The organism is Lysinibacillus sp. NPDC056185 (assembly GCF_047737915.1).
Taxonomy (GTDB): Bacteria; Bacillota; Bacilli; order Bacillales_A; family Planococcaceae; genus Lysinibacillus.
In genome coordinates this window covers 467105-493829 of record NZ_JBLLLQ010000001.1, presented here as the reverse complement: position 1 = coordinate 493829, position 26725 = coordinate 467105, and the positions used below count along the sequence as shown (strand labels likewise).

The window sequence follows — 26725 nt, the reverse complement described above, 5'->3', positions numbered from 1 at the left end:
GAGAGGAAATTGAACGAAAAGAAAAAACGATTGGAGAAAAAAATCTGTTTCTCCAATCGTTTTAATATTATGTTGGACTTTTTCAGTGCCCTCGTATTGCACCGGACTCGTTTTTAATTTTGCCTTAATCCGTTTCGTATTATTAACTACAATAACAAAAAGTGGATTTTCAGAAACTTAAAGCGCCACATAGTAGTAAATGTTTTATTTTGAAAATTCGATAACTTTGTTGTGTCACATTGAACACACTTTTTAATTTTGCTATAGTGTTTGGAAAACTGGAGAAAGGGGAGCGATATCATGATGGGAATTTTAGATTTAGAACGGTTTACAAGTTTATCAAATGAACAGTGTGAAATTATTTTAGGTATGGCTGAAAACCTTCAAATAATAGCTGATCTTTCCCAAGCAGATATTTTTATAGATTGTCTTTTGGAAGAAGATAACGCCTCTTTAATTGTAGCTGAGGCAAAGCCTACTACTATAGTATCTTTGTATAAAAATAGTATGTTAGGGCAAATTGCATATGAAGAGATGGAGCCGGGTGTTTTATTTAGTTTAAAAACTGGGAAACCACTTTTTGGATCAAGAGGCATTACCGAAGAGCGCGGAATCATGCAACAAGATATTGTTCCTATAAAAGACCTGTATGGGGAGACCATTGCGGTATTAATTAAAGAAAGAGATATCTCACAGGTAGCGCAGAATGAAAAAAATATAGAGCAGTTTATGAAAGCGGCTAATAGTGAAGACAAGCAACGTGTATTTCAATCCTTTGTCGTTCAGGAAATTCATCATCGCGTTAAAAATAATTTACAGGTAATTACCAGTTTGCTACGGTTACAAATGCAACGTTCTCACTCGGTAGAAGTAACTGAGGTATTCCACGATAGTATATCTCGTATATCTAGTATGGCTTTAGTGCATGATTATTTGGCTCAGCGTGGAATTGATGAAGCAGATATTAAACTTTTAATACAACAAATTTCTACTTTATTAATTTCCTCGTCCATTATTCCAGGTCAACATATTACTGTGTCTGTAGAAGGGGAATCTGTATGCTGTCCTTCAGATCAAGCAACAGCCGTAGCACTGATTGTTAATGAGTTAGTTCAAAATAGCATTAAGCATGCCTTTCCTTCACGAAATTACGGGAAAATTGCTATAAATTTGAGGCAACGAAAGCAAATGGTTACGATTACAGTAACGGATGATGGATGTGGAATTGGTGATTCTTTTTCTTTAGGTGATATATCATCTTTAGGAATACAGCTTGTAGAAATGTTAGTTGAAGAGAAGCTACAAGGAGTTTTTTCATTCCCTATTTCTGAGGAAGGGACAAAAGTTTCAATAACCTTTCCGATAGTATCTACCGTAGTTAATACTAAATGACACTAGGTCTCCTAATTAAAGCTTTAGTTAAACAGTTACAAGTTTTTTAAATCTTGAGGAATTGTATATTTTAAAATAAATATCATTTTTAATTGATGTTGTTATTGTTTTCGAACTATTTACAAAATATTTGCTAGTAGTGTAGAATGAATTAAAATAATAACTGAGGCAAAGGCGCCTTTCACGCCCGAAGAAAATTTCTTCAGGGATATGTGAAAGCGCTTTTTTTTCGTTTGATTGCAATCTTTAGCATATAAAAAGGGGTGTTAAATGATGAAATTGTCCTGTGTGGTAAAAGGAACTCATTATACGTTTTCGTCGGTAAGGGAGGTACTTGCAAAAGCAAGTGAAGCAAAATCTGGCGATGTGATGGCGCGTGTAGCAGCGGTATCATCACTTGAGCGCATGGCAGCTAAAGTAGTACTTAGTGAGATGCAGCTGAAAGAAATTTATGAGAATCCGGTTATTCCGTATGAGATCGATGAAGTAACACGTTTGATTTATGATGATATAAGCGACACGATTTACAAGGATATTCAAAGTTGGACTGTCGGTGAACTGAGAAATTATATTCTGTCATCTGATACAGGTAGAGATCAATTATTGAAACTTTCTAGGGGACTAACGAGTGAAATGATTTCAGCTGTTGCCAAGCTGATGTCAAGCATTGATCTTGTTCTTGCTTCACAGAAAATGAAATATCAAGCACATTGTAATACTACAATTGGAGAGCCTGGTCGCTTAGCATTTCGTTGTCAGCCCAATCATCCAAATGATGTTCCAGAAGGAATTTTGTATTCAATCAAGGAAGGGTTGTCCTACGGAGCAGGTGATGCCGTAATCGGAATAAATCCGAATGTGGATACGGTTGAATCCGTCAAAAAACTATTGACACTTTCACATGAATTTATTGAGAAATGGCAAATTCCAACACAAAATTGTGTTTTGGCCCATATAACAACACAAATGGAAGCTTTAAAGCAAGGGGCACCTATCGCTCTTATGTTTCAAAGTTTAGCAGGTACACAAAAAGGGAATGAAGCATTCGGTATATCTAAAAAAATTATTGATGAGGGCTATGAAATGATGGCTCGATATGGTACATCTGCAGGTCCAAACTTTATGTATTTTGAAACAGGACAAGGTTCGGAGGTATCTTTAAATGCTGATTTTGGGGTAGATATGCAAACCCTTGAATCGAGAAGCTACGGTTTTGCACGTCACTGGAAACCTTTCATGGTGAATACTGTTTCTGGTTTTATTGGACCGGAGACACTTTATGATGGCCGCCAATTAATAAGAGCGGATCTTGAAGATGGATTTATGGGGAAATTACATGGTTTACCAATGGGTATTGCTCCCACTTATACAAATCATATGGATGCCGATCAAAATGATCAGGAAGTTGCCGGTATCATAACGGCAGTAGCAGGAGCTAATTTTTACATGGGAGTACCAGGTGGAGATGATGTCATGCTGAATTATCAAGATACAAGCTATCACGATGATGCTAGTTTGCGTGAGATTCTGGGCTTACGACCACTTCGGGAATTTGAAAAGTGGTTGGAGAAAATGGGCCTAATGGAAAATGGAAAGTTGACGAAACGAGCGGGAGATTTATCAATTTTTGATTGAGAAGGGAGGAGCAAAATGGATATTCAAGAAATTGTTCAAAGAGTAGTGGAAGAAGTAAAGAAAAACATGAATTCGCCAAAAACTGAAACCAATCAAAATAAAGAAGAAATTATATATTTTCCGGAAGAACGTATAGAAGGGGTAGAGGAGCCGCATAACGCTGCATCTATTGAGCGGGCGCAAAGTATTACACCTGCGCGTATTGGTATTGGTCGAACTGGGACGCGTATGTTGACGACAAGCTATTTACAATTTTTAATTGATCATGCAGCTGCACAGGATGCTGTATTAAGAGATGTAAGTGATGATTTTCTTCAACAAATGGATTTACACAAGCTAGAAACAAAAGCCTGTGATATGAAAACTTACTTAATGGATTTAGATGCCGGTCGAAAGTTATCGGATGAATCTATTAAGTATCTTGAAAAGAACGGCGATAAAGGCAAAGAGGTTCAAATTATTGTTTGTGATGGATTGAGCTCCTCTGCGGTAGAAGCAAATGTAGTTGATTTACTGCCGGCTTTAATACAAGGCCTAAAATTAAAAAATATAAGTGTCGCAAAGCCGTTTTTTATTAAGCGAGGGCGTGTATGGGTGCAAGACGAAGTAGCTGCTATTGTTAATTGTGACCTTGTCATTTCATTGATTGGTGAAAGGCCAGGTCTAAATACAGATGAAAGCTTGAGCACATACATGATTTATAGGCCTACTGAAAAAACAGTTGAAGCTGATCGGACGGTCATTTCAAATATCCATAAAGATGGATTGACTTCAGTTGAAGCTGGTGCCTATCTATCTGATTTAATTGAACAAATGCTTCATGCAAAGTGTTCAGGAGTTACTTTTGCTCAACAAAGAAATTTAACTTCTTTCAGCTGAAATCTCCCACCACTATAGGTAGTGAGATGAATGCGGCGTAAAGTTACTTTTCAATGGGTCCAGAAAGGTTGTGATGTTTTATGAAAAAACGGATTCTGATTGCTGAAGACGAGCCAATTATTAGACTGGACTTAAAAATGATGCTTCGGACTAACGGCTATGAGGTAGTCGGGGAAGCAGGAGATGGGGATCGAGCGATTGAACTCGCTTTTAAGTTAAAGCCAGATCTTGTGTTAATGGATATTGAAATGCCAAAAATTAATGGTTTAAAAGCAAGCGAGGTTATTGGTCGACAGCTAGATATACCAGTGTTATTGATTACTGCATACAGTCAAAAAGAATTTGTAGAAAAGTCTAAGCAAGATAATATTATGGGGTATCTAGTTAAACCCGTTTCTGAAGCTAGCTTAATTCCAGCAGTGATGATTGCACTTCAACAAGCTAAGAGGACACAGACGCTAAAACAATCTTTACAACTAACACACGAAAAAATTCAAAAGCGCAAGATGATTGAGCGAGCAAAAGAGCAACTTGATGGGAAGTAATTATCTAGGCTGTAGATATTTACATTAACCCAAAGTATTAATGGATTTTAGTTGTTGATCTTGTTAAAATATCTGTTAAATTTATGGAAAATTCTGAAATTTATATTTAATAAATACCGTAGACAGTTATATTTCACTCATCTTAAAAGAAATTGCCATTTAACACTTCTACCATAAATTCCGAAATTATAAGGGGCATGGTCACTCATTTGAAATATAATGAGTGACTTTTTTTAAAATGACGGATTGTAATATTAAGTGCAACACCCAGAAATCAATATAAAGGAAGCCCATAACAACCCCGTGTAGAATGTAGTTACCACACCAACATTCAAACGGAGGAATCGTTATGAGCTATACCCATCTTACCATATCAGAACGTGTAAAAATAGAAACATACCTGGAACTTGATTATCCGATTCGTAAAATAGCGAAACTCTTAAATCGTCAACCTTCTACGATTTCCAGAGAAATAAAACGCCACGCCGGTAGTACAGCTGACGAAGCACAAGTACGTTACCACCAAAATAAATCCAACTGTGGTGCCAAGTATGTACGCCAAAAGTAAAAGAAGCTGTTCAAGAAAAGTTGTGGGCTACTTGGTCGATGACAAAGATTCTATATAACAATGTTTTTCAGGTGAAGAAATTAGAAATTATTGTTGATATTTATTATAGAAAGAAGGAATTAGTTTAAAATTTACTTTTGAACTAGGAGTTAATACTACGTAAGACAAAATTTGGTCATTATACGCAAATATAAATGAATGGTTTAAGTGGGAATCAGACTTAAAAGATATTTCACTAAAAGGTGAGTTTGTAAAAGGAAGCACTGGAACTATAAGAGATAGGAAAGAGCGCTCACCCTTTCCTATCTCCTTAAAGGTATTTTTTCAATTGATTTGGAGAGAAAGTTAGTTAAAAACTGCTTTTCAATATTTTAGTTTAATTGGTCCAATAATTTAAACTTTAAATTAGGATATATTTTATAATACATTTTCTTTTCTATTAATTTATGTGCAATTACAATTGAAGCAAATACAAAAGCGTACAGAATAAACGCCCATGGATAAGCTAAAAACCAATCAAGTACATTTTTAAAGATATCCCCTCGATCTATTACTTTTAACTTTCCTAATATCATATAAACAATAAAGACAACGATTGGTAATGCAATAACACCCGAGATAATGTTTAAAGATCGTTTTTTATTCCGAGCTTCGATAAAAGTAGGTTCATTTAAATATTCACTAACCCCCACCACTTGTTTTTCAAAGGTATCTTCACTTTTAATAGGTAAGTTGTAATCATTAATTATTTTGTGAAGCTGTTTAAGTTCTTCCACGCTTGAAAAAAATTCAACCATCGTTTTTCCGTAATTCAGTTTCCTCACTTCTTTCTCATTTAAAAATTTTTAGTGTATAGTACCATAAATGAAAGGTTGTTTCTATTTGCATGTCGATTGGGTTTTACCGAATTTTATCATTATTGTTTTTGATTAGTTTTTCATTTAGCCATAAATAAAGTTAAAAATGAAGAGGTCCGGCTACAACCCGGAGGCTAACCTTTTCCATGTTTATGTACCGAACGTCTGTCGGATTTCCTGCTCCGTGACCGGCAGCACAATCGTCAGCTTCGCAGGGTCCTTCGGGGAATAGATGACATTGATGATTTGACCTTGCTGCACCCGGGCAAGATTCTCGACAAGCAGATCTTTTTGTACCGTCACCTTGAATGTTTCCCCGTTTAGTTTGGTAACGGCGAGAGTAAGCTGCAGTTGAACTTTTCCGGATGCGGCCATACCCAGTGGTACTACATCCATTACTTTAGCTAGACCTTTATCCCCGGTTTGCGCAATATCCGCTAGTTCCGGACTCAAACCTTGTTTAACGAGCTGTTCATTAAAAAGCGATTGAAGATCATTTTGATTCATATGACCTTTGGCATCAAAACCGATCTTGTAGGGATTTTTCTCCGAGACCAGTAAGGGAATAATGAATCCAGGCTGAAATTGCGGTAAATTCATGACAGGAACAATCATCCGCAGCTTGGCCGGGTATTTGTCGTGGCCCTGTCTTGTTACCATCAGCTCCAGCTTGACTTCCGGTTTATTGTTAATCATCGTTCCGGTTTGCTGGATATTCGTGATGAGTCCCACTGCTGACTGCCCCTTCTTGACGGTACCGACACCAAAGACGTTACTCAATATGGGTGGAAGAATCAACAGGGCAATACCGGAAAAGATGGCTGGCACAAACCAAGAAGAACCTATAATGATAAAGGGATCGTCCCATATCCAATTAGCTAGCAGCGGGGAAAAGCAAACGCCAAGCACGGTAATCATGCCAAGTGATGTTAAGATTTTTTGCATCATTATCCCTCCTGGGTCAGATTCAAGTCATGGGGCCAACATAGATGAGTTCCGCCGGATTGGCCGGATGCTGTCCGAGTCCGATGTAGTCCCTGGTCCGTGGCACCTGTAATTTCGATACAAGCGTTTCGAGCGTTTTCGTATAACGGCTACCACGGGTTTCCGTCACCTCCAGCTCCAAAATAACAACCGGTTCAAAATTAATCAGTTTTCCGGTATCGCGTACCGAAAGGACGATAGCGGTAGCGGTGATAGGAACGGAACCTCCCGCGGCCATCTGCGCTTGCCTAGTCTGCTCAATGCTTTGATTTATGGCTTCGCGATGCTGCTTGGGGATGAGTCCCTTCATCATCATGCCGCTTAAGCCTTTATTTAATAATTGATCCGCTTTTTCCAAATTGTCCTGTGCATGTTTCTTTTTACTGAACCAGCCCATATGTTAAGCACCTCGCTACAATCGTATTTTTGAGTTCATCGATGTCTCTATTACAATTGTAAACAGCGGATGGAAAGGAGACAACGGGTTTGAAGGGATACAATATGGTGGCGGTAATCAACGGTTTTACTTCCGGTTTAAGGAGTGAATTTTGCGAAGTTCTACCCTTTACTGCAATAAAAAGCGGAAAATCCGCCTTTTAACGTTTGGGACAGCCCATTCGTATTGCGGTTTTCCGACTGAAATCCGTTTTATTATTTGCTCCGTAGAAGGTAAACTAGCTTCTTGTAATAGGCAGCTGATTCCTTGTATTTTCTGGCATCCTCAGAGACGACGGCAAGCGACTCATATAGAGTCTCCAAGCGGTTGGTTTGCTGAATGGACTCAAAATAAGGCAAACAGGCCATGGCATGCTCCATTGAATGTTCAAACTGCCCCTGCGCAAACGAGAGTTGGCTTTGGTAGAATTGTAGCGACATTTGTTGATCGGTTGTTTCGGCGCTGCTTTCAAGCTCCTTGATCATCTGCGGGAGCAATGCCCATTGCTTTTGGTTTAGTTCCAACTCGCAGCGGTAAATATCGAGCAGCGGTTGGAACTTCTGTCTAATTTCTTCTGGTTCGTGCCGAATCATTTCTTTAAAGCGGTCAATCTCCAATGCGGCTTTGTCATATTCGCCTAGCAGCGTTTGCATGATAATTCGGTTGTTCATTATGGATGTCATCATTTCGCCCTGATTGGAGGTGTAAACCAAATGTGCTTCCGCCATGGATAAGGCTAGCAGCGCTTCCTGAACAAGTCCGACCGTAAACTGATAACCGCTGTAGGTGAGATACAACCCGCTCAAACGGTGAAAGAGCCTTTGTTCATAGACATGCTTCATCATTTGCTCAAACGTCTGTTTCGCCTGATCATACTGTTTCAAATAGATAAAGGCCTCCAGCATGAAATTATGCGCCGTCAGCCATGGCTCGCTGCCTGGAGCGAGCAGTTCCGCAAGTTTTCGTGCTTGAAGCAGTGCCTCGTGGTAATGGTGTTTGGATCTGAAAAGTTGGATTTTATAATAAAACATCGCTTTTTTGGCTGGTAGGGGCAGATCATTGTCGTCAGGACGCCCGTATTTATCCAAGTAATAATTCAAATAGTTCCGGTGCAAATAATCATGAGCTACCGCGTCATTAAGCTGCTGGTAATATACGGCTTTCATTAAGGCTGTGGTCAACTCAACGGTTAAAGCATCGTCGCGGTCCGGCAGATCGTTAACCTGCTGTTCATCGATGGATGCAGTGGATTGGGATAACATTTCGAAAATGCTCTCTGCCTTTGCCAATGTATCCGGCGATTGAGATGAAGCCTGCAGCAAATAAGCAGGAGAGACGCTGAGACGGGAGGCTATATGTTCAGCCAAATCAGCGGCAAGAGTGTAACGCTCTGCGAGGATATTGGCAAAATGGGTTTGCGTCAGTAAACCTTCAACCAGCTCTTTGCGGGTGATGTTTTTCTTTTTGCACAAAAAATCGATTCGTTCTTTTAACATAGGGCGTAGAAATCTCCTTTCCGCGAAAGTTCCGTAAAAGTATACCATGAATATATAGAAAAAAAGGCTTAGAATAAGGATAAATGGGTGGAAATGCCCGCTATCGGGCGCATCGATGGTCCCTCGTATGAAAATTATTCATTATACTAATTTATGGAGAAGTTGGACTTTATTCTATAGATGAAAATAACGGTAATCATACTTGTCTCTTTATTATTTTACCTTTTATTATAAATTCGCAGTTTATCATATTAAAAAAAATATATTTGATAAAACTATAATAATACATAAAAGAGAGCATGTTTTTTATTCATGAAAAGACATGCTCTCTCTTTATTGAATGTTCACATCTGAGGCCCATCGCCAAAAGTTGTGGATGACATTTGTTAAAAGTATGCCATGTATATAGGGATCGGACGCCCCTAGGAAAGCGCCCGGTCGGAACGAAAATCAAAGCACAGTTTAACTGCATATTCTGCAAATAATTATGCTGTCGTTGGTTTGACTAAATCAGCTTCGTTAGAATACGTAAAAAAAAGGGCATTCGCATTAATGCCATTTGTCCAGGCGGTGTTCAAACAGCGTTAACAAATAGTGTTACGGAAATGTTTGAAACAACTGGCTATATTCCAGATGAACTTCCGAACATGTGAATGGGACGTTATGCATGTTAGCAGAAATGGTTGCTTTCTTAGCATCTGAACGGGCAGGAGCAATAGTTCTTGTTGATGATGGTTTAACTTTATAATAAGAAAAATCCCGAATATTGAACGTTATTCGGGATTTTTTTTCTTATCTTATGTTTTTAATTTATCCTAAAGCTTTCTATTAAACATAGTAGCGTGTTTTAATCAGTTTTCGGTTTAAAACACGCTCTTAAACTATGCTATTTTCTTTTGTTTGGATACAGGAACAGAACGATTTAAAATACTATTGGCTATCATTCCAATCATAATAATGATCATACCGATTAAAGATACTCCAACTGGCCATGAACCGTTTAAAAAAAGGATTTCACCAAGAACAGTAAAAATCATTGTTCCTGCTTGTGTTGCCTCCACTGCCCCTAACAAAGAAAGGTTATTTTTCGCTAAGTCAGTAGCGAAGAAAAATGTCATTGTGGCGATAACACCCGAACATAATGCTAATAAGAAACCTTGCATCATTTGCCCAGATGTTGGTATGCCAGTTGTAGTCCAACCATAAATCGCTAATATAATACTGACAGGAAGGCTACCAATTGCCATGCCTAACACGCGTTGAAATGTATCTAAGCGACCAGCAACGACTTCCATCATTTTTCTATTACCGAAAGGATATAAGAATGCAGCGATAACTACAGGGAGGAAGCCAGATAAAAATTGAGAAACAGTAATGTTTCCAGCTTCTGTTAATTGCATACAAATGACACCCGTTAAAATAAATAAGGAAACGAGTAAGCTTCGCATAGGAATTTTACCGCGAACTCGTTTAACTCCTGACTTTGTCTCCAATGTAATAAAAAATAACGGAGATAATAGCAAACCAGCTAAAATGGTTATTTGCCATGTACCTGCGACGAGCCATGCAGGACTAAATACAGCAGCATAGCTTAATAAGGAATAAAATCCTACCCCGGCTATTGTGCCATAACCAAGCCATGCCAAAGGGTGTTTACCCATTTCTACCCATAGTGGACGAAGGTTTTTGCGAAATAGGACGATAAAGAATAAAATGGGTAAAGCGAATAAAAATCGGAAGGAAGCAGTCCAAGCCCAGCTTGTTCCTGATACGTTCATAACTCGATTTATAATAAATGTAGCTGAAAAAAACGCAGATGATAAAATACCTAATAAGATAGCACGCATTTCGTTCGCTCCTTTCTAAATATATATTATAATATAATTATTCATATAAAAAGTAAACTATAATATACTAAAGGTGGGGTTCATATGAAAGAACAAGAGGATATGCAAACAAAAGAAGTTATTTTGCAAGTTGGTCAACTGTTACGACAAATACGAAATGAACAGAAATTAAGTTTAGAAGAGTTAGCGAAAAAAACTGGTGTTAGTAAATTAACGTTAGGGAAAATTGAGAGAGGAGAAACGAATCCTACATTAGGTGTCATTTGGAAGATTACGAAAGGATTATCTATTCCGCTGTCACGGCTTATGGTGATAGAAGATATAGTAAATGTTGCACGTTGCGGAGAGGGATTTACGATAGAAGAAAATCAAATGTGGCGATTAGAAACTATATTTCGTTACAAAAAAGAAACAGGATTGGAAATGCATCGTGCTTATTTACAACCGAATAGCATATATGAGGCAGAACCTCACCATGAAGGAGCTATCGAATTTGTAACAGTAATGCAAGGGAAAATTTCGATTCAAGTTGGACAAGAAATGTACGAATTAAACGAATTTGATTCTATTCAATTTGAAGCAAATCGACAGCATAGCTATGAAAACACAGGGAATGAAGTAGCAGTTCTCCATTTAACAATGAAATATTTATCTTGAAATAAGGTATCACGCTTGAGTAGCTGGAAGAGGAATTGACAGAACCAGTGGAATTAAGTGTTTCAATGAAAAAAGCAGTGGGATTCAGCAAAGCAAGTATGTCTTACTGACCATTTATGAGAGATTTGCTACAGGGCACTTGCTAACCAACAACTCCTTTTAGTCCAAATAGCCAAAATGGGTGGAGAAAAATATTGTGTTTTTCTCCACAGTCTATTTCTGTTTAACTTTCATCAAATGCTTTGCAACGGCTTCCATCAAGGTATAAAAATCGTGATCTATTGTTGAGCACGAAAAGTGGCTAGCACAGTTTTAGTTAAGATGTTTGTGCCGATTTCAAGAGCATCTGTATCAAAGCTCATATAAGGATGATGGAGTCCAGGCGCGAGGTTACAGCCTAGGCCAATCATCGTTGCTTTTAAATGTGGTTTCTTGATTGTGTAAAAATGAAAATCGTCCCCACCAGAGGTGATGAGTGTGGGTATGATATTTTCTTCGCCAATAACTTCGGTAATGCCTGTGCGTGCAAATTGAATAGCTTGCTCGTTTTGAACAGCAGCAGGCATGGCTGTTATGGTGCTATAATGAATACTTGCCCCCAAGGTTGTACGTACACCGTCAATGATTTGTTTGAATTTTTGTACCAACTCCTGCATTGCTTCATTCGTTTGTGCACGTAAATCTAGTCCGAATTGTCCATTCCCGGGAATAATATTTCGACTGTCACCTCCAGCACGAATATAGGTCATTTTGATAGAATGTGGTATTTGCGGATCAATGCGAATTTGATTTAACTGTTCATTGATCGTCGTCATAACATCTATAGCATTGACCGTCAAATGAGGGCGTGCACCGTGACTATCGACTCCTTGTACCTGCCCATCAATCATTTGACCTGCGCCATGTATAATAACTGGTGATGCTACACCAAATGGGATTTCTTGGATTGGTCGCAAGTGGATGCCATATAGGTATTCCACATCCTCCACAATACCTTTCTCAATCATTTCCAAAGCGCCAGTACCTTTTTCTTCTGCCGGTTGAAAAACGAGGCGTAGCGTACCTTTGAAATTTTCATGCTGCATACATTTTGCAACACCAAGGACCATACTCATATGAGCATCGTGACCACATGAGTGATTCGCTTTAAAACAGCCATCAACTTCCTGCCATAGTGCATCAATATCTGCACGGACCGCTACTATAGGCTGGCCTTGGCCAAGGTCTGCATAAAGCCCTGTACAATCATTAAAAGTAGTCACCTTATAGCCTAGGTCACTGAGTACTTCTTTCAAATATTGGGTTGTATTTACCTCTTTCCAGCTTACTTCTGCATTTTCATGTAAGTAATGAAAATGTTGTAATAGTTCTTGCTTAATTTTCATGATGTAATCCCTCATTCCAAAATAGGTCTTTATAAGTAGTCTCATATTGTTGCTTTTGTTTTTCATATTGCTCAGGATAGTCTTGAATCATTTGATGCAATATTGTATTCAATAACGAGGAAATGACAGGACCAGAGTCAATTGTAGACATATGTGACATCTTAGTAATAAAAGTCGAATCAGCAATTTGAGTTATGGGAGCTATATCTGAATCTGTGATGCCCACCACATAAACTCCACGTTCCTTTAATTCCTGCGTAATTTCAAGCGTATGTTTCATATAACGATTAAAAGAAAAGGTAACAACGACACTATTTTCATCTAAGTTATTAATGTAAGAAAAATCATCCATATATAAATTTAAAATTCGACTATTCCCTCTTATTGTATTCAATGTGAAGCTAAACCAATGTGCAAAACCATAAGAGGCTCCACTCCCTAATACAACAATCTCCCTTGCAAGAGCAATTTTTTTAACGACCGTTTTAAACATTTCAGGGTCTATATTTTCAGCCGTTTTTTTTATATTGATTTGATCACGAATCATAACTTCTTCAATACCTGTATGATCAGTTTGCTCTGCAAATGTGTGTGAAAAGCTCATCAATGAATTTTTTAAATCAAAAATAGAATCCTGTACTTCATTTTGTAAATCAGTAAAACTCCCATAATTGATGGCATAAACAAATCGAATCACACTTGTTTCACTAACTCCAATCATATTGGCGATTTTCGTCGCAGAGTTTGAAGCAAATAGCTTCGGATCTTCTTTCAAAAAGAGTGCAACACGTTTTAATGTAGGGGACAAATCATCAAATTTTTCTTGTATTTTAGCTTCGTATGCGTACAAGCCGATACCTCCTTTAGTAGTGAAGGAAATTCTTTTTTTTTCTAAAAAAATAAGCGTTTACTTTATTATAGCATATTCAAAATAAACTTTATTTTCAATATTTTCAGAAAAATAATTGAATTTTTTGAATAGTTTTGTTAGCTTAATATATATATTGAAGTGTTCACTTTAAATTTTTAGGAAATAAAGTGAATACTTCTAATGATCTAACATCATAAAATCTTGGGGGGATTGACATGAAAAAAGCAAATTGGTTATTTGTAATGTTTGCAAGTGTGCTTTTTGTGTTAGCAGCATGTTCTTCAGATGATAATGCTGGTGGTGAAAGAGCAGATAGTAATAAAGATTATTCAGAATTACAGGTAGCTTATAATGCTCAGCCACCAACGTTAGATCCGTTGATGACAACGGCGGTAGCTACGCGTGATGTAGCTCGAAATATCTATGAATCTTTAGTGACACTAGATAAAGATTCGAAGGTTGTGCCAATGTTGGCGGAATCAGTGGAGGAAAGTGAAGATGGTAAAGTTATAACATTTAAATTGAGACAAGGTGTTAAATTCCACAATGGTGATGATTTAACAGCCGAAGATGTTGTGGCATCTATGCAACGCTGGATGACAACGACAGGTTTAGGAAAATCTTATTTTGCGGATGCAACATTTGAAAAAGTGGATGATTCAGTTGTGCGATTGGTAATGCCGAAGCGACTATTCATTGCGCTCCATTTATTGGCAGATCCAAGTCAAATTGCAATTATTACAACGGAAGAAGCAAATGCTTCAACGACAGCTGAGGGCTTAACAGAATTTATTGGGACAGGTCCATATAAATTCTTAGAGTGGAAAAATGATCAATATATTCATTTAGAGAAATTTAATGATTATGTTGCTGTAGATAGCCCAGCAAGCGGATTGGCTGGTAAAAAAGAGGCACAATATAAAAATATTTATTTTAATATTGTAACCGATGCTTCAACGCGTTTTGCTGGTATTCAAACAGGAGAATACCAAGTAGCAAATGCGATACCGTTCGATAATGTGGCGCAATTAGAAAAGTCTGAAACTGTTAAAACTTCCATTGACCATAATGGCTTTAATGCTGTTGTATTTAACAAGCGAGCAGGACTTTTTGCTAAACAGGAAGCACGTCAAGCTGTAAATGCGGCTCTTGATCAAGAAGCAATTTTAAGGGCAGCGTTTTCGAGTCCTGAATTTTACGAATTAGAACACAATTTAATGATTAAAGATCAAACAGACTGGTATACAGATGCTGGTAGCGATCAATACAATCAAAAGAATATAGAAAAGGCAAAATCCCTATTACAACAAGCTGGCTATAATGGAGAGGAAATCGTCATATTATCGACACGTGATTATGAAGACCATTACAATGCAGCCGTTGTGGTTCAACAACAATTAGAAAGTCTTGGCATGAAAGTAAAGCTTGATATTTATGATTGGCCAACTGTGCAACAGCGTCGTACAGATGAAAAGGCATACGATATTTTCATTACTGGTTTCCCAACTGAGCCTGTACCTAATAAATATGTGTTCTTGGATTCCAAGGGAGAATGGCCAGGTTGGACAAATAGCCCTAAAATTGATGATTTATTAAACAAAATTGCAGGTGCTGCAACACAGGAAGAAGCGAAAGGCTATTACAGTGACTTAATGGTTGAAGTATATGACTATGTTCCAATTATTAAATTTGGAAACAAAACGACAGTAACAGCATACGATGCATCCATTGAAGGCTATGATTTCTTGCAAGGTATCATTTTATGGAATATGAAATAATTTGTAAGGGGGGATGAGCTTATGTTGAACTTTATATTGAAACGAATACTGTCACTTATACCTGTGTTATTTGTTGTATCAGTTGTCGTCTTTTTATTAGTTCATATAACGCCTGGTGATCCAGCTTCAGTTATGCTCGGTCCCGAAGCCTCTCCTCAGGATGTGGCTAAGCTACAGGAAGAGCTTGGCCTCAACCGCCCTATTTTGGAGCAATATGTGACTTGGGTAGGGGCTATTGTTAATGGCGATTTAGGAACATCACTATTTATGAAAAAACCAGTATTAACGGCTTTTTTTGAGCATTTAGGTCCAACACTTTCATTGGCCATTATGGCTCAATTGTTTGCTATTGTACTAGCTATCCCACTTGGTGTACTGTCAGCTAAGTTCAGAGGATCATTTTTAGATCAAACATTTATGGGAGTTTCACTTGTTGGCATATCAGTTCCAAGCTTTTTGCTCGGTTTATTTTTAATTTTATTATTTGGAGTGGAGCTACGTTGGTTACCTGTTGCAGGTTATAAAACGTTAGCTGCAGGTTTCGCTGTACATATCCGCTATTTAATTTTACCTGCCATTGCATTAGGTTCAATGCAAGCTGCTCTTATTGCCCGTATGACTCGATCTTCGATGCTGGAAGTTTTATCTGCCAATTTCATTAAGACAGCACGTGCAAAAGGGGTAAAGGAATTTGTTATTACAATGAAACATGCATTACGTAATGCATTTATTCCTATCTTAACGATTATCGGTCAAACCTTCGGGACTTTAGTAGCTGGTGCAGCTGTCATTGAAACGGTATTTAATATCCCAGGCATTGGTCAATTAATCATTAACTCAGTAGAACGACGTGACTTTGAAGTGATTCAAGGAGTTGTTTTGTTAATCGCAGTTAGCTACGTAACAATCAATTTAGTGATTGATTTACTATATGGTATTGTTGATCCACGTTTACGAGTTGGGAAGAGATAGGGGGGAGTAATTTGAGTCAAGAGCTTTCAATGAATGATCTGTCAACCATTAAGAAGCAGATGAAGCAAAAGCAGCGAACGTTATTTAGAAAGAAGTTTTTTAGCAACAAATTGGCTTTGACAGGCACCGTTATTATGTCAGTAATAATTTTGTTTACGATTTTGACCCCGTTTATCATCTCGACTTCGCCATATACATTGGATACCGCGAATCGATTATTACCGCCAAGTACTGAACACTTTTTTGGCACGGATAACTATGGTCGAGATTTATTTAGTCGTGTTATGTATGGGGCACGTGTTTCATTAGTCATTGGCTTCTCTGTCGCACTGTTAACTTCTATTTTCGGGACGATTGTTGGATTATATGCAGCTTATTTTAAAAAGCTTGATAGCTTATTGATGCGTACTGCTGACGGTCTAATGGCATTTCCAGCCATCTTACTTGCGATTGCGATTATGGCATCTCTCGGTGCAAATTTAGTCAATGTCATTATCGCTTTAACGATTGTATTTACACCACTTGTTGCAAGAACTATTCGTTCCTCTGCTTTAATTGTGAAGGAGCAAACATATATTGAGGCGTTACGGGCACAAGGTGCAAATAGCACGCGTATTATCTGGTCGAATATTTTCCCGAATGTCATTTCACCTTTAATTGTTCAAGCTACTTTTATTTTTGCAGATGCCATTATTGTAGAGGCTGCACTTAGCTTTTTAGGAGCCGGGATTCCTGCACCTGAACCAAGTTGGGGCAATTTATTATATGATGGCAAAACGGTTATTTTCAATGCGTGGTGGATGACAGTATTCCCAGGAATTGCAATTATGTTAACGGTTTTAGGCTTAAATCTATTTGGTGATGGATTGCGAGATTTACTAGATCCGCATAATAAATCGAAGAAGTAGTAAGGGGGTGCTATTACAATGACAGATACTTTACTTGAAGTTGAGCATTTAAAAGTTCATTTTGATACAGAGGAAAAGAAAGTAACAGCTGTCGATGATGTTTCTTTCACTGTTAAAAAAGGAGAAATCGTTGGTGTAGTGGGAGAATCCGGCTGTGGTAAAAGCGTTACGGCAGAATCAATTTTACGACTTCTCGATGAAAAGCATACAAAGTATGAAGGTGAAATTCGTCTCGAAGGCCAAAATTTATTAGCGAAATCCGCAAAAGAAATGCGAGAAATCCGTGGTAATGATATTGCTATGATTTTCCAGGATCCGATGAGTTCATTAAACCCAGTTTACACTGTGGGTGATCAAATTATGGAAGCCCTCCTCCTTCATCAAAATGTTTCAAAAGAACAGGCCCGCGTGAAAGCGATTGACATGCTGAAATTAACTGGTATTCCAGCACCAGAGAAACGGATTGATGAGTTTCCTCATCAGCTATCAGGGGGGATGCGTCAACGGGTCATGATTGCGATGGCACTTTGCTGTCAGCCAGCACTTTTAATTGCCGATGAACCAACAACAGCTTTAGACGTGACAACGCAATCACAAATTTTAGACTTGATCAAAGAGTTAAAAGACGAATTTAATATGGGGACGATTATGATTACGCATGATTTAGGCGTTGTAGCTGAAGTTTGTGAAAAAGTAGTAGTCATGTATTTAGGTCAAGTCATTGAAGAATGTGATGTATTAACGATTTTTGATCAGCCTCTGCATCCCTATACACAAGGCTTATTAAAATCAATTCCTAATATAGAAGGAAGTCGTGAGGAAAAGCTGTATGTGATTGAAGGAAAGGTGCCGACATTAAGTCAAATTCCTACAGGTTGTCGCTTTGCTCCACGCTGTGAATTCCAGACAGACAATTGTCGCACATCTCTACCAAAGCTTGAAAGCTACGGCGACCGTAAAGTCAGATGCTGGCACTTTGAAGAAATTCAGAGGAAGCGGGAGGTGAAAATTCATGGATAACAAAGAAATGATTTTACAAATAAAAAACTTAAAAACCTACTTTCCTGTTAGTAGTGGTGTCGGGCAGGAAAAAAGATATGTCAAAGCAGTCAATAATGTGTCCTTTGAGCTTACTAAGGGCGAGACATATAGCTTAGTTGGAGAATCTGGTTGCGGAAAAAGTACTACAGGCCGTTCTATTTTGCGGCTCATTGAACCTACAGATGGCGAAATAATTTACCAAGGACAGACAATTAATAAGCTTAAACAAAAAGAAATGATGCCCATTCGTCGTAGTTTGCAAATGGTGTTTCAAGATCCTTATTCATCTTTAAACCCACGTAAACGTATCGGAACAATATTAGAAGAAACCTTGAAAATACATCATATTGGCACAAAGCAAGAGCGTACACAAAAAGTGATGGATATTTTAAATAAGGTAGGGTTCCAAAATGAACATTATTTTCGATTTCCACATGAATTTTCCGGAGGGCAGCGTCAGCGTATAGGATTAGCACGCGCGCTTATTATGAATCCAGATATTATTATTTGTGATGAGCCTGTATCGGCATTAGATGTATCTATTCAATCACAAGTGCTGAATTTATTGGAGGATTTACAAAAAGAATTTAACCTAACATTATTGTTTATCTCTCATGACTTAAGTGTTGTACGCCATATTTCCAATCGAATTGGCGTAATGTATTTAGGAAAGATCGTAGAAGAAACAACGACAGATGAAATTTTTAGCAACCCAATGCATCCTTATACAAAAGCACTTTTATCAGCAATTCCTGTGCCCAATCCGCGAATAAAACGTGAAAAGATTAAGCTGAAAGGTGAAATCCCTTCTCCATTGAATCCACCAACAGGCTGTGTTTTCCAGACGAGATGCCCTTTTGTAATGGAAAAATGCCGGACGGTAGAGCCAGAGTTGGTCGAGCATTCACCTGCCCATAAAACGGCATGTCATTTATATTACAAGTAGGGGAGTGTTGAGAAATGAAAATTGAAAAAATTATAGTTCGTAAAATGAAGATGACTATGAAATCACCCTTTGAAACAAGTTTTATGAAGCAGCAGGAACGTATTTTCTTAATTATTGAAGCGTATGGTGAGAAGCATGTTGGTTATGGAGAATGTGTTGTTAGCGCTTATCCTTATTATGGAGAAGAAACGGCTTCAACGGCATTCTCTATTATTGATGAATTTTTAATACCACTTGTTATTAATCAGGAATTCAACCATCCAGATGAGATAAATGAGAAGTTTGCTCGCGTGCGTCGCAATAATATGGCGAAATCTGCAGTGGAAGCAGCCATTTGGGATTTATATGCAAAAGAGCAGGGCATACCTTTAGCACAAGCACTTGGAGGAGAAAAAAAAGAAATTACTGTTGGCATTAGCCTAGGCATTGAAGATGATACGAATGTATTGCTGGAAAGCATTGAAGGTTATTTAAAACAAGGGTTCAAAAAAATAAAAATTAAAATTAAGCCCGGAAAAGATATCGAAGTACTGCGTGTAATCCGTGATCGCTTTGGCGATATACCTTTAATGGCAGATGCCAATTCTGCCTACTCGTTAGAAGATCTATCCTTATTTAAGGAGATGGATAAATTAAATTTAATGATGATTGAGCAACCTCTTGAGCATGATGATATTGTCGATCATCGAAAATTACAAAGAGAACTCAATACACCGATTTGCTTAGATGAAAGTATCCATTCATACGATGATGCTAGACGTGCAATTGAACTAGGTAGCTGCAAAGTGATTAATATAAAGGTAGGGCGTGTTGGAGGCTTATCCGAGGCTAAAAAGATTCATGATTTATGTCAGCAGCATCAAATCCCTGTATGGTGTGGGGGTATGCTAGAATCAGGGATTGGTCGTGCTCATAATATTGCAATTACAACACTGTCAAACTTTACAATACCTGGTGATACGGCACCATCTTCCCGCTATTGGCATGAAGATATTATTGAGCCAGAGATTGTCATGGATGACCAAGGACATATCCAAGTTTCTAATCTACCAGGTATTGGTTATAATATTGCACAAGACAAACTCGAAAAATACACAATAGAAAAGTATATTTACGAAGCATAATGAAAGTCGAATGCCGTGTTTTAAAGTTATTTGAACAGCTTCTAATTTCATTTCTTCTCTAAATTTAGGCATACAAAAACTGCACCTCCAATTGTTAGATTGTGTCTAACAATTGGGGTGCAGTTCACTATAAAGATGGGAGGCTTTAGTGCTCCATCAGATTTAACTCACCCGCTACTACAACCCAAAAATTGTGAAGGTTAATATAAATTTTATGTGTAAAAGTTGTTGCTACCCATTGCTTCATCTTATTGTAAGCGGCTCGACGCTCTCCAGCAGGAAAGCGTGAATAGCTTAGCGGATATTAGCGTCTTCTCATTAATAAAACTGGGGAAAATTCCGCTAATTAATGCACCTATTAGTCTGAAATAATTGACGAAAATAAAACTAAATTTATAATGTGAATTTTTTTAGTTCTACAGACAATGTATTTGTCATTTCTTGAAGTTCTGAAACCTTATCACTAATTTTTTTGAATGATCCTAACTGTTCTTGAGTAGAAGCGGATATTTCCTCTGTTCCTGCTGCGGTTTCTTCCGTAATAGCCGAAATGTTTTCAATGGCACTGTTCATTTGCTGACTCATTTCGCTTGTTTGCTCCATATCCTTTGTAAGGTGCTGTAACTGATCATTAATGTCTAATACATGAGTTGCAATTGCCTCAAATGACTTTTCTGTATCGGTCATCGATTGTAATTGTTCTTCTGAAAGCTGATGTCCATGTTCTGCAGTAGAAAGAATGAGTGTAATGCCATCTTGTATATGTGTCACCATCGAAGAGATGAAAGTAGTTGCTTTTTCTGTTTCATGAGAAAGTTTTTTGACTTCCTTCGCTACAATGGCGAATCCTTTTCCGGCTTCGCCAGCACGTGCCGCTTCGATTGCAGCATTTAATGCTAAGAGATTTGTTTGATCAGCAATCGCGTGAACTGCATTAGCTGCACCTTCAATTTCTGTTGTGAATTGAGAGAATTGAGTAACAGCCTCTTTGATATTAATCGAAGTGGATGAAATATCCTTCGCAATAGAGGATTGCTTCTCTAGTGAGCTACGACCATTTTGAACTGCAGTAAGCGCTTTGTTACCGTTTACTGCTGATTGTTCACTTGTCTCCTGAACAGTAGTAAATTGATCCGCCATCGTATTCATCAAGATAGCCGTTGACTGGATATCTTCTGAAATAGTTAGGCTTCCCTTTGCCAATTCGTCTGTTGATGTAGCAATTTGTTTACTGCCTTCGTTAACGGTTTCAATATAGCTTGTGACATCTTTTGTAAATAGACCAACATTTTTACCTACATGATCAATAGATTGTACGGTGGTTTTTAAGCTAACAATCATTTTGGCAAAGTTCTCAGTCAGTTGATCAACTTCATTGCGACTACCTTTCTTATAGGAGAGGGAAGAGGTGTCAATTGTCAAATTCCCTGCAGCCACCAATTGTGCATAATCCACGATTCGGTTAATCGGTTTAGTAATTCTTTTCGTTGCGACATACGAAAAAATGCTTGTAGCAATAAGTAGAAGGATACTACCTATTATTGTTGATGTAGTAATAAAAGAAATTTTCTGCGTTGCCAAATCATTCGTTTCTTTATACCATTCATTTGTTTCTTTTTTCAGTAGATACATATCGTTCAAAATACCGGATATTCTGATTGATTGTTTTTTTATCTCAGGATGATTGTGAGCAAGAAATCCTGCTTCTGAAGCTTTTTCTAATTCGTCGTATTTACCCTCGATTTTTTTGATGATTGCCTGATGCTCAGCTATTTTAGCAATAGTTGAGAGTTTTTCTAAATTTACTTTCGTTTCTTGTAAAGTTGAAAGAGCTTCATTTTTATTGGCCTCACTATCTAAAAAAGTGTAGTTATTTAAAGATTGGCTCGCTACAACTAAACTTTGTTCAAGTTCTTTCACTGCCAGTAATAGTTCTGTATCATCTTGTGCAGTTGTTTGTATATCAAATGTTTGAACGATAATAAAACCAATCATAGCCATTGCGAGGACAATGGGAATAAGTATGTTCATGAATAATTTTTTTCGTAGTGTCACTGGCTGTTCCCCTTTTCAGCAGTAACTTTTATTTTACCCGAAACAATATCTTCTTTTGCTTTTTCAATAGCAGCCTGTTGCTCAGGTGTAAGTTTAATAACACGTATATCCGCTAGGCCTACTCCATTATCAGCTAAACCGAATGACAACGATTTTTCGGAAATTTTCCCTTCCTCATCTAATGTTTTAGCAATTTTAAAAACAGCTTGGTCGACATTTTTTAACATTGATGTTACAACAGTTTTTTCTGCAATGTAAAATTGATCAATATCAACTCCGGCCGCATATATGCCCATTTCTTCCGCTTTCTTTATGGCACCAAAGCCTGTGAATCCCGCTGCATGATAAATAAAATCCAATTTGTTCTTTATGTAACGTTCTGCGATTGCGGCACCCGCGTCGGCATCATCAAATGAGCCAGAATATTCACTAATAATTTCGATATTTGGATTAAAATATTTAGCTCCCTCAATAAAGCCGTTTTCAAAGTGATGGATAACCGGAATATCTACACCACCAATAAATCCTATTTTTCCAGTTTTACTCGTCATTGCTGCAATCATTCCAAGTAAAAAGCTACCTTCTTGCTCTTTAAAGGTTATGGAAGTGATATTGGCAACATCTGATTGTCCGTCAATAAGGACAAATTGTTGATCAGGATATTTCTTCGCAGTCTTTTCCAATGCCTCCTGTACAGAGAAGCCTAGACCAATAATGACGTTATATTTTTCTTCGACAAGTTCCTCTAGCTTCTGTTCGTAATTGCCATCAGGCGCCTCTTTATAATCAAACAAAATACCTAGCTCATCGCGTGCTTTCTCAAGCCCTTTAAAAGCTGAGTCATTAAACGATTCATCACCAAGCCCTGCATCTGAAAGTAAGATACCAATTTTATAGTCATCTTGCGCTTTTTCCGGCTGAGTAATGGAACAGCCTGCTAATAACAAAGCTATTAAGCAAAAGCCAATCATTAATTTTTTCAATATGAATACCTCCATTGTATGTATTATTTATATCGGCAAAAAGTTATTCTAAGTCAGAGGTCAGACAACGATTTTTTATTTTACCATTAAATACTATCAGATTATTTACAATTTACTACAGGAAAATGGGTTTAAATCATTTTCGATATTTTCTAATCACTGAGTATTTAGTTTGTTTCACAATGGTTTTTCTCTATGTATATAGTGAAAAAGGTAGGGGTATATTGTGAAATATTTATATATTTTGCAAAATTAACCCTTTTCTTTGGCAAATAAAAAAACTCGCAAACATCTAAAGAGTTTGCGAGACACACTAATGAATTAAACCGCACCAAATAATTTTAATATATTTATAATTATGATTCCTACAATGCCGAAGTCTGAATCGCCAAATGTAGTTCCTTCGTAGCCGATATCACCCATGAAGATAAGTAGAATCGCGGGGATAAAGCTAATAATTAATCCGTTGGTAAATGCTCCTACCATAGCACCGCGTCTACCACCAGTTGCATTACCGAATACTCCTGCAGCCGCACCCGTGAAAAAATGTGGCACAAGCCCAGGTACAATCACTTTTAGCCCTATGAGGGGGAGTATAAACATGGACACTAAGCCTGCTACAAAGCTAAACAGGAAGCCAATAATAACTGCATTCGGTGCGAACGGAAAAATTGTAGGGCAGTCTAATGCAGGCTTTGTGTTTGGCACAAGTTTATCTGCAATACCTTTAAAGGCAGGAATGATCTCGGCAATTAGCATTCGCACTCCAGCCAAAATGATATAGACACCTGCGGCAAAGGTAATAGCTTGAATAATGGCAAAGACGATAAAATTCGAACCGCCAGATAACTGTGACTCAATATAGGATTGGCCAGCGAATAGGGCAACGATAATAAAAAACAGACTCATAGTTAAGGACACAGCTACAGATGTATCCCGTAAAAAACCTAGAGATTTTGGAACTTTTATGTCTTCTGTTGATTTAGCTTTGTTTCCAAAGAGCTTCCCGATTTTAGCAGATACATAATAACCAACACTGCCAAAATGACCAACAGCAAAATCATCACTGCCAGTTATTTGACGAACAGTTGGTTGTAAAATGGCTGGGAATACGACCATACAAAGACCAAGTATAATAGAGCCAACGATGATAAGAGGTGTGCCACTCATACCGCCGACAGACAGTGATGCTGCGATTAAACACGCCATAAATAATGTATGATGACCAGTTAAAAATATATATTTAAAAGGCGTAAATCGCGCAAATAATATGTTCATAATCATACCGAAAACCATAATCATGGCAGTAGCTGTTCCGAAACTAGTTTGAGCGGCTGCTACAATCGCTTCATTATTTGGGATAACTCCTTGGACATTAAATGCATGATCAAACATTTTACTAAAATGATTTAAAGAACCGATTAAAACGCTTGCACCTGCGCCAAGTATAACAAAGCCCATAACCGTTTTTAACGTACCAGAAAGGACTGTTGAAGCTGATTTTTTTTGGATTAATAAACCGACAAAAGCGAATAGGCCGACTAAAATAGCTGGTGTTCCTAAAATGTCATTCATAATAACATCTAACATATTAACACCTCATCCTATCCAATTTTTAATTAAATTCAAATTCAATCCTTTATAACAGAGGTTTAAGCTTTAATTTAATTTCAGAAATACTCATCATATTAACAATACTAACGATGTGACCTCTTTCTTCGGGCAATTGATTGACAATATCTTCTGCGCCAATATAAATATCCGCTTTCTCTGCCTTGGCAGATGCTAAATCGGTATGCGTTAATTCTGCAACTTTTCCAAGTTCAGTTAACGCTTTTTTTACATTCAATTCCATAATAAAACTACTGCCTAAGCCATTCCCGCACACTACTAAAATCTTCATCAAGATTACTCCTTTGCCACAATTTGTTGGATTTCTTTGATAATATCGTCTTTATTCTGGCAGGCGATGATGCTGTCGATTTGATGGGGTTCTTGCAAAATCTTTGTTAAGTCAACTAATGCTTGCAGATGCGACGCATGATCGGTGGCCGCTAAGACAATAATTAAGAAAACAGGCTTTTCTGGTCCAAACATAACAGGTTTTTGTAAGCTTAATAGGCTCATGGCTAGCTCATTGACGCCTTCTGTGTGCTGTGCATGTGGAATCGCTACTTTTGGTGTAATGACTACATAAGGTCCGTGCTTTTCAATGGAATGAATCATCGCCTCAATATAGCGTTCTTCGATTTTATTGTGCTTTAATAGTGGAATTGCCGCTAAATGAATAGCTTCCTGCCAAGTATTTACAATATCTGCGAGTTGTATAGTATCTTTTGTTAGTAACTCGGTTAGCAAATACAACCCTCCCTTCATAGGGATAAACAATCCCCATTTCATGTTATTATTGTCGACTATGGAAATATGTCATAAGAGGCTATTTTTTTAATTGTTTGGCTAAATCATAAATTGCAGTTTTTACAAACGCATCCATCTTGCTATCTAGACGAGATTTAGGATAAATAAGTTGAATCTTTCTATTAAGTGTCACATCGTGTAAGTCTCTTTTGATCAAAAGTCCTGATTTTAACTCATCTTCTATCAGGGCAACTGACAAAAATGCAATTGTTTTTCCGAAAGTAAGCATTTTCTTAATAGTACTGACAGAATCAAGCTCGATTGTATAAATGGATGGGTGAGGGTCCATCCATTTTTCTATAAAATGATTCGTTGAACTGGAGGATGTATGCAATAATACTTTGTTTTTTAGGACATCTGCTTTTGTGATGTCCTTTTTTGCTGCAAGCTCATGGGTAGGACTCAATGCTAATACAAGGGAATCTTCGCCGATTGTTTCGTATATTAGAGACGAATTTTCTTGTTTTGTTTCCATAATTAGCCCGAAATCTAATTCTTGGAGAGCTACCTTTTGTTCAATTTCAGGAGCTGTTTTTACTTCTAGCGATATTCGAATGTCTGGGTAAGCTGTTGAAACTAGATGAATAATATCCGGCATAAAAATATGTGCAGGTAGCCCGCTTGCGCCAAGACGAATGGAGCCAATATTACCCGCCAAAAGATTTTCGACAAAGCGATTCATGTCTTTTTGTAGCTGTACGATTTGGCGAGCATAATGATAGAGCCCTTCTCCCGCTTCTGTTAAACGGTATCCACCTGCATTTGTCCGAAATAAACGGATGCCATATTCCTCTTCAATGGAACGAATATGAAAGGATACTGTCGGCGCTGTAAGACCTAGCTCTTTGGCAACAGGAGCTAATTTTTTAAATTCTACGAGTAGGCAAAATGCCTGTAACTTCATGTTATTCATTTTATCCTCCTAAAGTAAATTAGAAAAAATCTTAG

The 26725-nt window shown here is 37.7% G+C and carries 25 protein-coding genes; 12 read left to right on the top strand and 13 right to left on the bottom strand.

Annotated features, from left to right (window positions below):
• The first annotated feature begins 300 nt into the window (after positions 1 to 300).
• From ACMZ42_RS02470 to ACMZ42_RS02450, 5 genes are all read left to right on the top strand, one after another.
• Positions 301 to 1392, top strand: coding sequence for a sensor histidine kinase (locus ACMZ42_RS02470; protein ID WP_370076055.1), 1092 nt, complete (start codon positions 301 to 303; stop codon positions 1390 to 1392).
• A 273-nt stretch (positions 1393 to 1665) separates the two neighbouring features.
• The gene (locus tag ACMZ42_RS02465) at positions 1666 to 3027 is read left to right on the top strand and encodes an ethanolamine ammonia-lyase subunit EutB (protein WP_370076259.1); all 1362 of its coding nucleotides are present in this window, start codon (positions 1666 to 1668) and stop codon (positions 3025 to 3027) included.
• 15 nt (positions 3028 to 3042) lie between these two features.
• A complete protein-coding gene (eutC, locus tag ACMZ42_RS02460) occupies positions 3043 to 3906 on the top strand; it encodes an ethanolamine ammonia-lyase subunit EutC (RefSeq protein ID WP_370076053.1) in 864 nt (287 codons plus the stop codon).
• Positions 3907 to 3986: 80 nt separating this feature from the next.
• On the top strand, positions 3987 to 4451 hold the full coding sequence (locus ACMZ42_RS02455; protein ID WP_415730417.1) for an ANTAR domain-containing response regulator: 465 nt from the start codon (positions 3987 to 3989) through the stop codon (positions 4449 to 4451).
• Positions 4452 to 4800: 349 nt separating this feature from the next.
• Positions 4801 to 5019 (top strand): helix-turn-helix domain-containing protein, encoded by a 219-nt coding sequence (locus ACMZ42_RS02450; protein WP_402868727.1) that lies wholly within the window; start codon positions 4801 to 4803, stop codon positions 5017 to 5019.
• A 371-nt stretch (positions 5020 to 5390) separates the two neighbouring features.
• On the opposite strand, the gene ACMZ42_RS02445 is transcribed toward ACMZ42_RS02450, so the two are convergent.
• The 5 genes from ACMZ42_RS02445 to ACMZ42_RS02425 form a co-directional block, all read right to left on the bottom strand.
• Positions 5391 to 5843, bottom strand: coding sequence for a DUF6097 family protein (locus ACMZ42_RS02445; RefSeq protein ID WP_370076047.1), 453 nt, complete (start codon positions 5841 to 5843; stop codon positions 5391 to 5393).
• Between the two features lie 183 nt (positions 5844 to 6026).
• Positions 6027 to 6821, bottom strand: coding sequence for a hypothetical protein (locus ACMZ42_RS02440; RefSeq protein ID WP_370076045.1), 795 nt, complete (start codon positions 6819 to 6821; stop codon positions 6027 to 6029).
• 22 nt (positions 6822 to 6843) lie between these two features.
• A complete protein-coding gene (locus ACMZ42_RS02435) occupies positions 6844 to 7257 on the bottom strand; it encodes a hypothetical protein (RefSeq protein WP_415730416.1) in 414 nt (137 codons plus the stop codon).
• Between the two features lie 254 nt (positions 7258 to 7511).
• Positions 7512 to 8792 (bottom strand): XRE family transcriptional regulator, encoded by a 1281-nt coding sequence (locus tag ACMZ42_RS02430; RefSeq protein WP_415730415.1) that lies wholly within the window; start codon positions 8790 to 8792, stop codon positions 7512 to 7514.
• An 881-nt stretch (positions 8793 to 9673) separates the two neighbouring features.
• Positions 9674 to 10639 carry a multidrug resistance efflux transporter family protein gene (locus ACMZ42_RS02425; RefSeq protein ID WP_415730414.1) on the bottom strand — a complete coding sequence of 322 codons (966 nt, stop codon included), beginning with the start codon at positions 10637 to 10639 and terminating at the stop codon, positions 9674 to 9676.
• 84 nt (positions 10640 to 10723) lie between these two features.
• Between ACMZ42_RS02425 and ACMZ42_RS02420 the strand changes: the two genes are divergently transcribed.
• Positions 10724 to 11296 (top strand): helix-turn-helix domain-containing protein, encoded by a 573-nt coding sequence (locus tag ACMZ42_RS02420; protein ID WP_415730413.1) that lies wholly within the window; start codon positions 10724 to 10726, stop codon positions 11294 to 11296.
• A gap of 278 nt (positions 11297 to 11574) precedes the next feature.
• On the opposite strand, the gene ACMZ42_RS02415 is transcribed toward ACMZ42_RS02420, so the two are convergent.
• The gene (locus ACMZ42_RS02415; protein ID WP_370076035.1) at positions 11575 to 12681 is read right to left on the bottom strand and encodes a M20 peptidase aminoacylase family protein; all 1107 of its coding nucleotides are present in this window, start codon (positions 12679 to 12681) and stop codon (positions 11575 to 11577) included.
• Positions 12671 to 13531: a MurR/RpiR family transcriptional regulator gene (locus ACMZ42_RS02410; RefSeq protein ID WP_370076033.1), complete on the bottom strand. Its 861-nt coding sequence runs from the start codon at positions 13529 to 13531 to the stop codon at positions 12671 to 12673. Before ACMZ42_RS02410 ends, ACMZ42_RS02415 begins: the two co-directional genes overlap by 11 nt.
• Before the next feature lie 236 nt (positions 13532 to 13767).
• On the opposite strand from ACMZ42_RS02410, the gene ACMZ42_RS02405 reads away from it, so the two are divergent.
• From ACMZ42_RS02405 to menC, 6 genes are read left to right on the top strand one after another with little or no spacing between them, the layout of a single operon-like run.
• Entirely contained in the window at positions 13768 to 15330 is a 1563-nt protein-coding gene (locus ACMZ42_RS02405; RefSeq protein WP_402868737.1) for an ABC transporter substrate-binding protein, read from the top strand.
• A gap of 21 nt (positions 15331 to 15351) precedes the next feature.
• Complete coding sequence (locus ACMZ42_RS02400; protein WP_415730412.1) at positions 15352 to 16302, top strand: ABC transporter permease; 951 nt, start codon at positions 15352 to 15354, stop codon at positions 16300 to 16302.
• Positions 16303 to 16313: 11 nt separating this feature from the next.
• Positions 16314 to 17210: an ABC transporter permease gene (locus ACMZ42_RS02395; RefSeq protein ID WP_370076027.1), complete on the top strand. Its 897-nt coding sequence runs from the start codon at positions 16314 to 16316 to the stop codon at positions 17208 to 17210.
• An 18-nt stretch (positions 17211 to 17228) separates the two neighbouring features.
• Positions 17229 to 18230: an ABC transporter ATP-binding protein gene (locus tag ACMZ42_RS02390; RefSeq protein ID WP_415730411.1), complete on the top strand. Its 1002-nt coding sequence runs from the start codon at positions 17229 to 17231 to the stop codon at positions 18228 to 18230.
• Positions 18223 to 19197, top strand: coding sequence for an ABC transporter ATP-binding protein (locus tag ACMZ42_RS02385; RefSeq protein ID WP_402868740.1), 975 nt, complete (start codon positions 18223 to 18225; stop codon positions 19195 to 19197). Before ACMZ42_RS02390 ends, ACMZ42_RS02385 begins: the two co-directional genes overlap by 8 nt.
• A 14-nt stretch (positions 19198 to 19211) precedes the next feature.
• Entirely contained in the window at positions 19212 to 20321 is a 1110-nt protein-coding gene (gene menC, locus ACMZ42_RS02380) for an o-succinylbenzoate synthase (protein ID WP_370076021.1), read from the top strand.
• Positions 20322 to 20714: 393 nt separating this feature from the next.
• Here menC and ACMZ42_RS02375 read toward each other — a convergent pair whose 3' ends face one another.
• From ACMZ42_RS02375 to ACMZ42_RS02350, 6 genes are all read right to left on the bottom strand, one after another.
• Entirely contained in the window at positions 20715 to 22376 is a 1662-nt protein-coding gene (locus ACMZ42_RS02375; RefSeq protein ID WP_370076019.1) for a methyl-accepting chemotaxis protein, read from the bottom strand.
• On the bottom strand, positions 22373 to 23359 hold the full coding sequence (locus ACMZ42_RS02370) for a BMP family lipoprotein (RefSeq protein WP_415730410.1): 987 nt from the start codon (positions 23357 to 23359) through the stop codon (positions 22373 to 22375). Before ACMZ42_RS02370 ends, ACMZ42_RS02375 begins: the two co-directional genes overlap by 4 nt.
• Before the next feature lie 321 nt (positions 23360 to 23680).
• Positions 23681 to 24949 carry a PTS ascorbate transporter subunit IIC gene (locus ACMZ42_RS02365; RefSeq protein WP_415730409.1) on the bottom strand — a complete coding sequence of 423 codons (1269 nt, stop codon included), beginning with the start codon at positions 24947 to 24949 and terminating at the stop codon, positions 23681 to 23683.
• Between the two features lie 49 nt (positions 24950 to 24998).
• Positions 24999 to 25262, bottom strand: coding sequence for a PTS sugar transporter subunit IIB (locus ACMZ42_RS02360; protein ID WP_386845160.1), 264 nt, complete (start codon positions 25260 to 25262; stop codon positions 24999 to 25001).
• 5 nt (positions 25263 to 25267) lie between these two features.
• Positions 25268 to 25717 (bottom strand): PTS sugar transporter subunit IIA, encoded by a 450-nt coding sequence (locus ACMZ42_RS02355; protein ID WP_415730408.1) that lies wholly within the window; start codon positions 25715 to 25717, stop codon positions 25268 to 25270.
• Between the two features lie 79 nt (positions 25718 to 25796).
• Entirely contained in the window at positions 25797 to 26690 is an 894-nt protein-coding gene (locus tag ACMZ42_RS02350) for a LysR family transcriptional regulator (protein WP_370076009.1), read from the bottom strand.
• Positions 26691 to 26725: the final 35 nt, after the last annotated feature.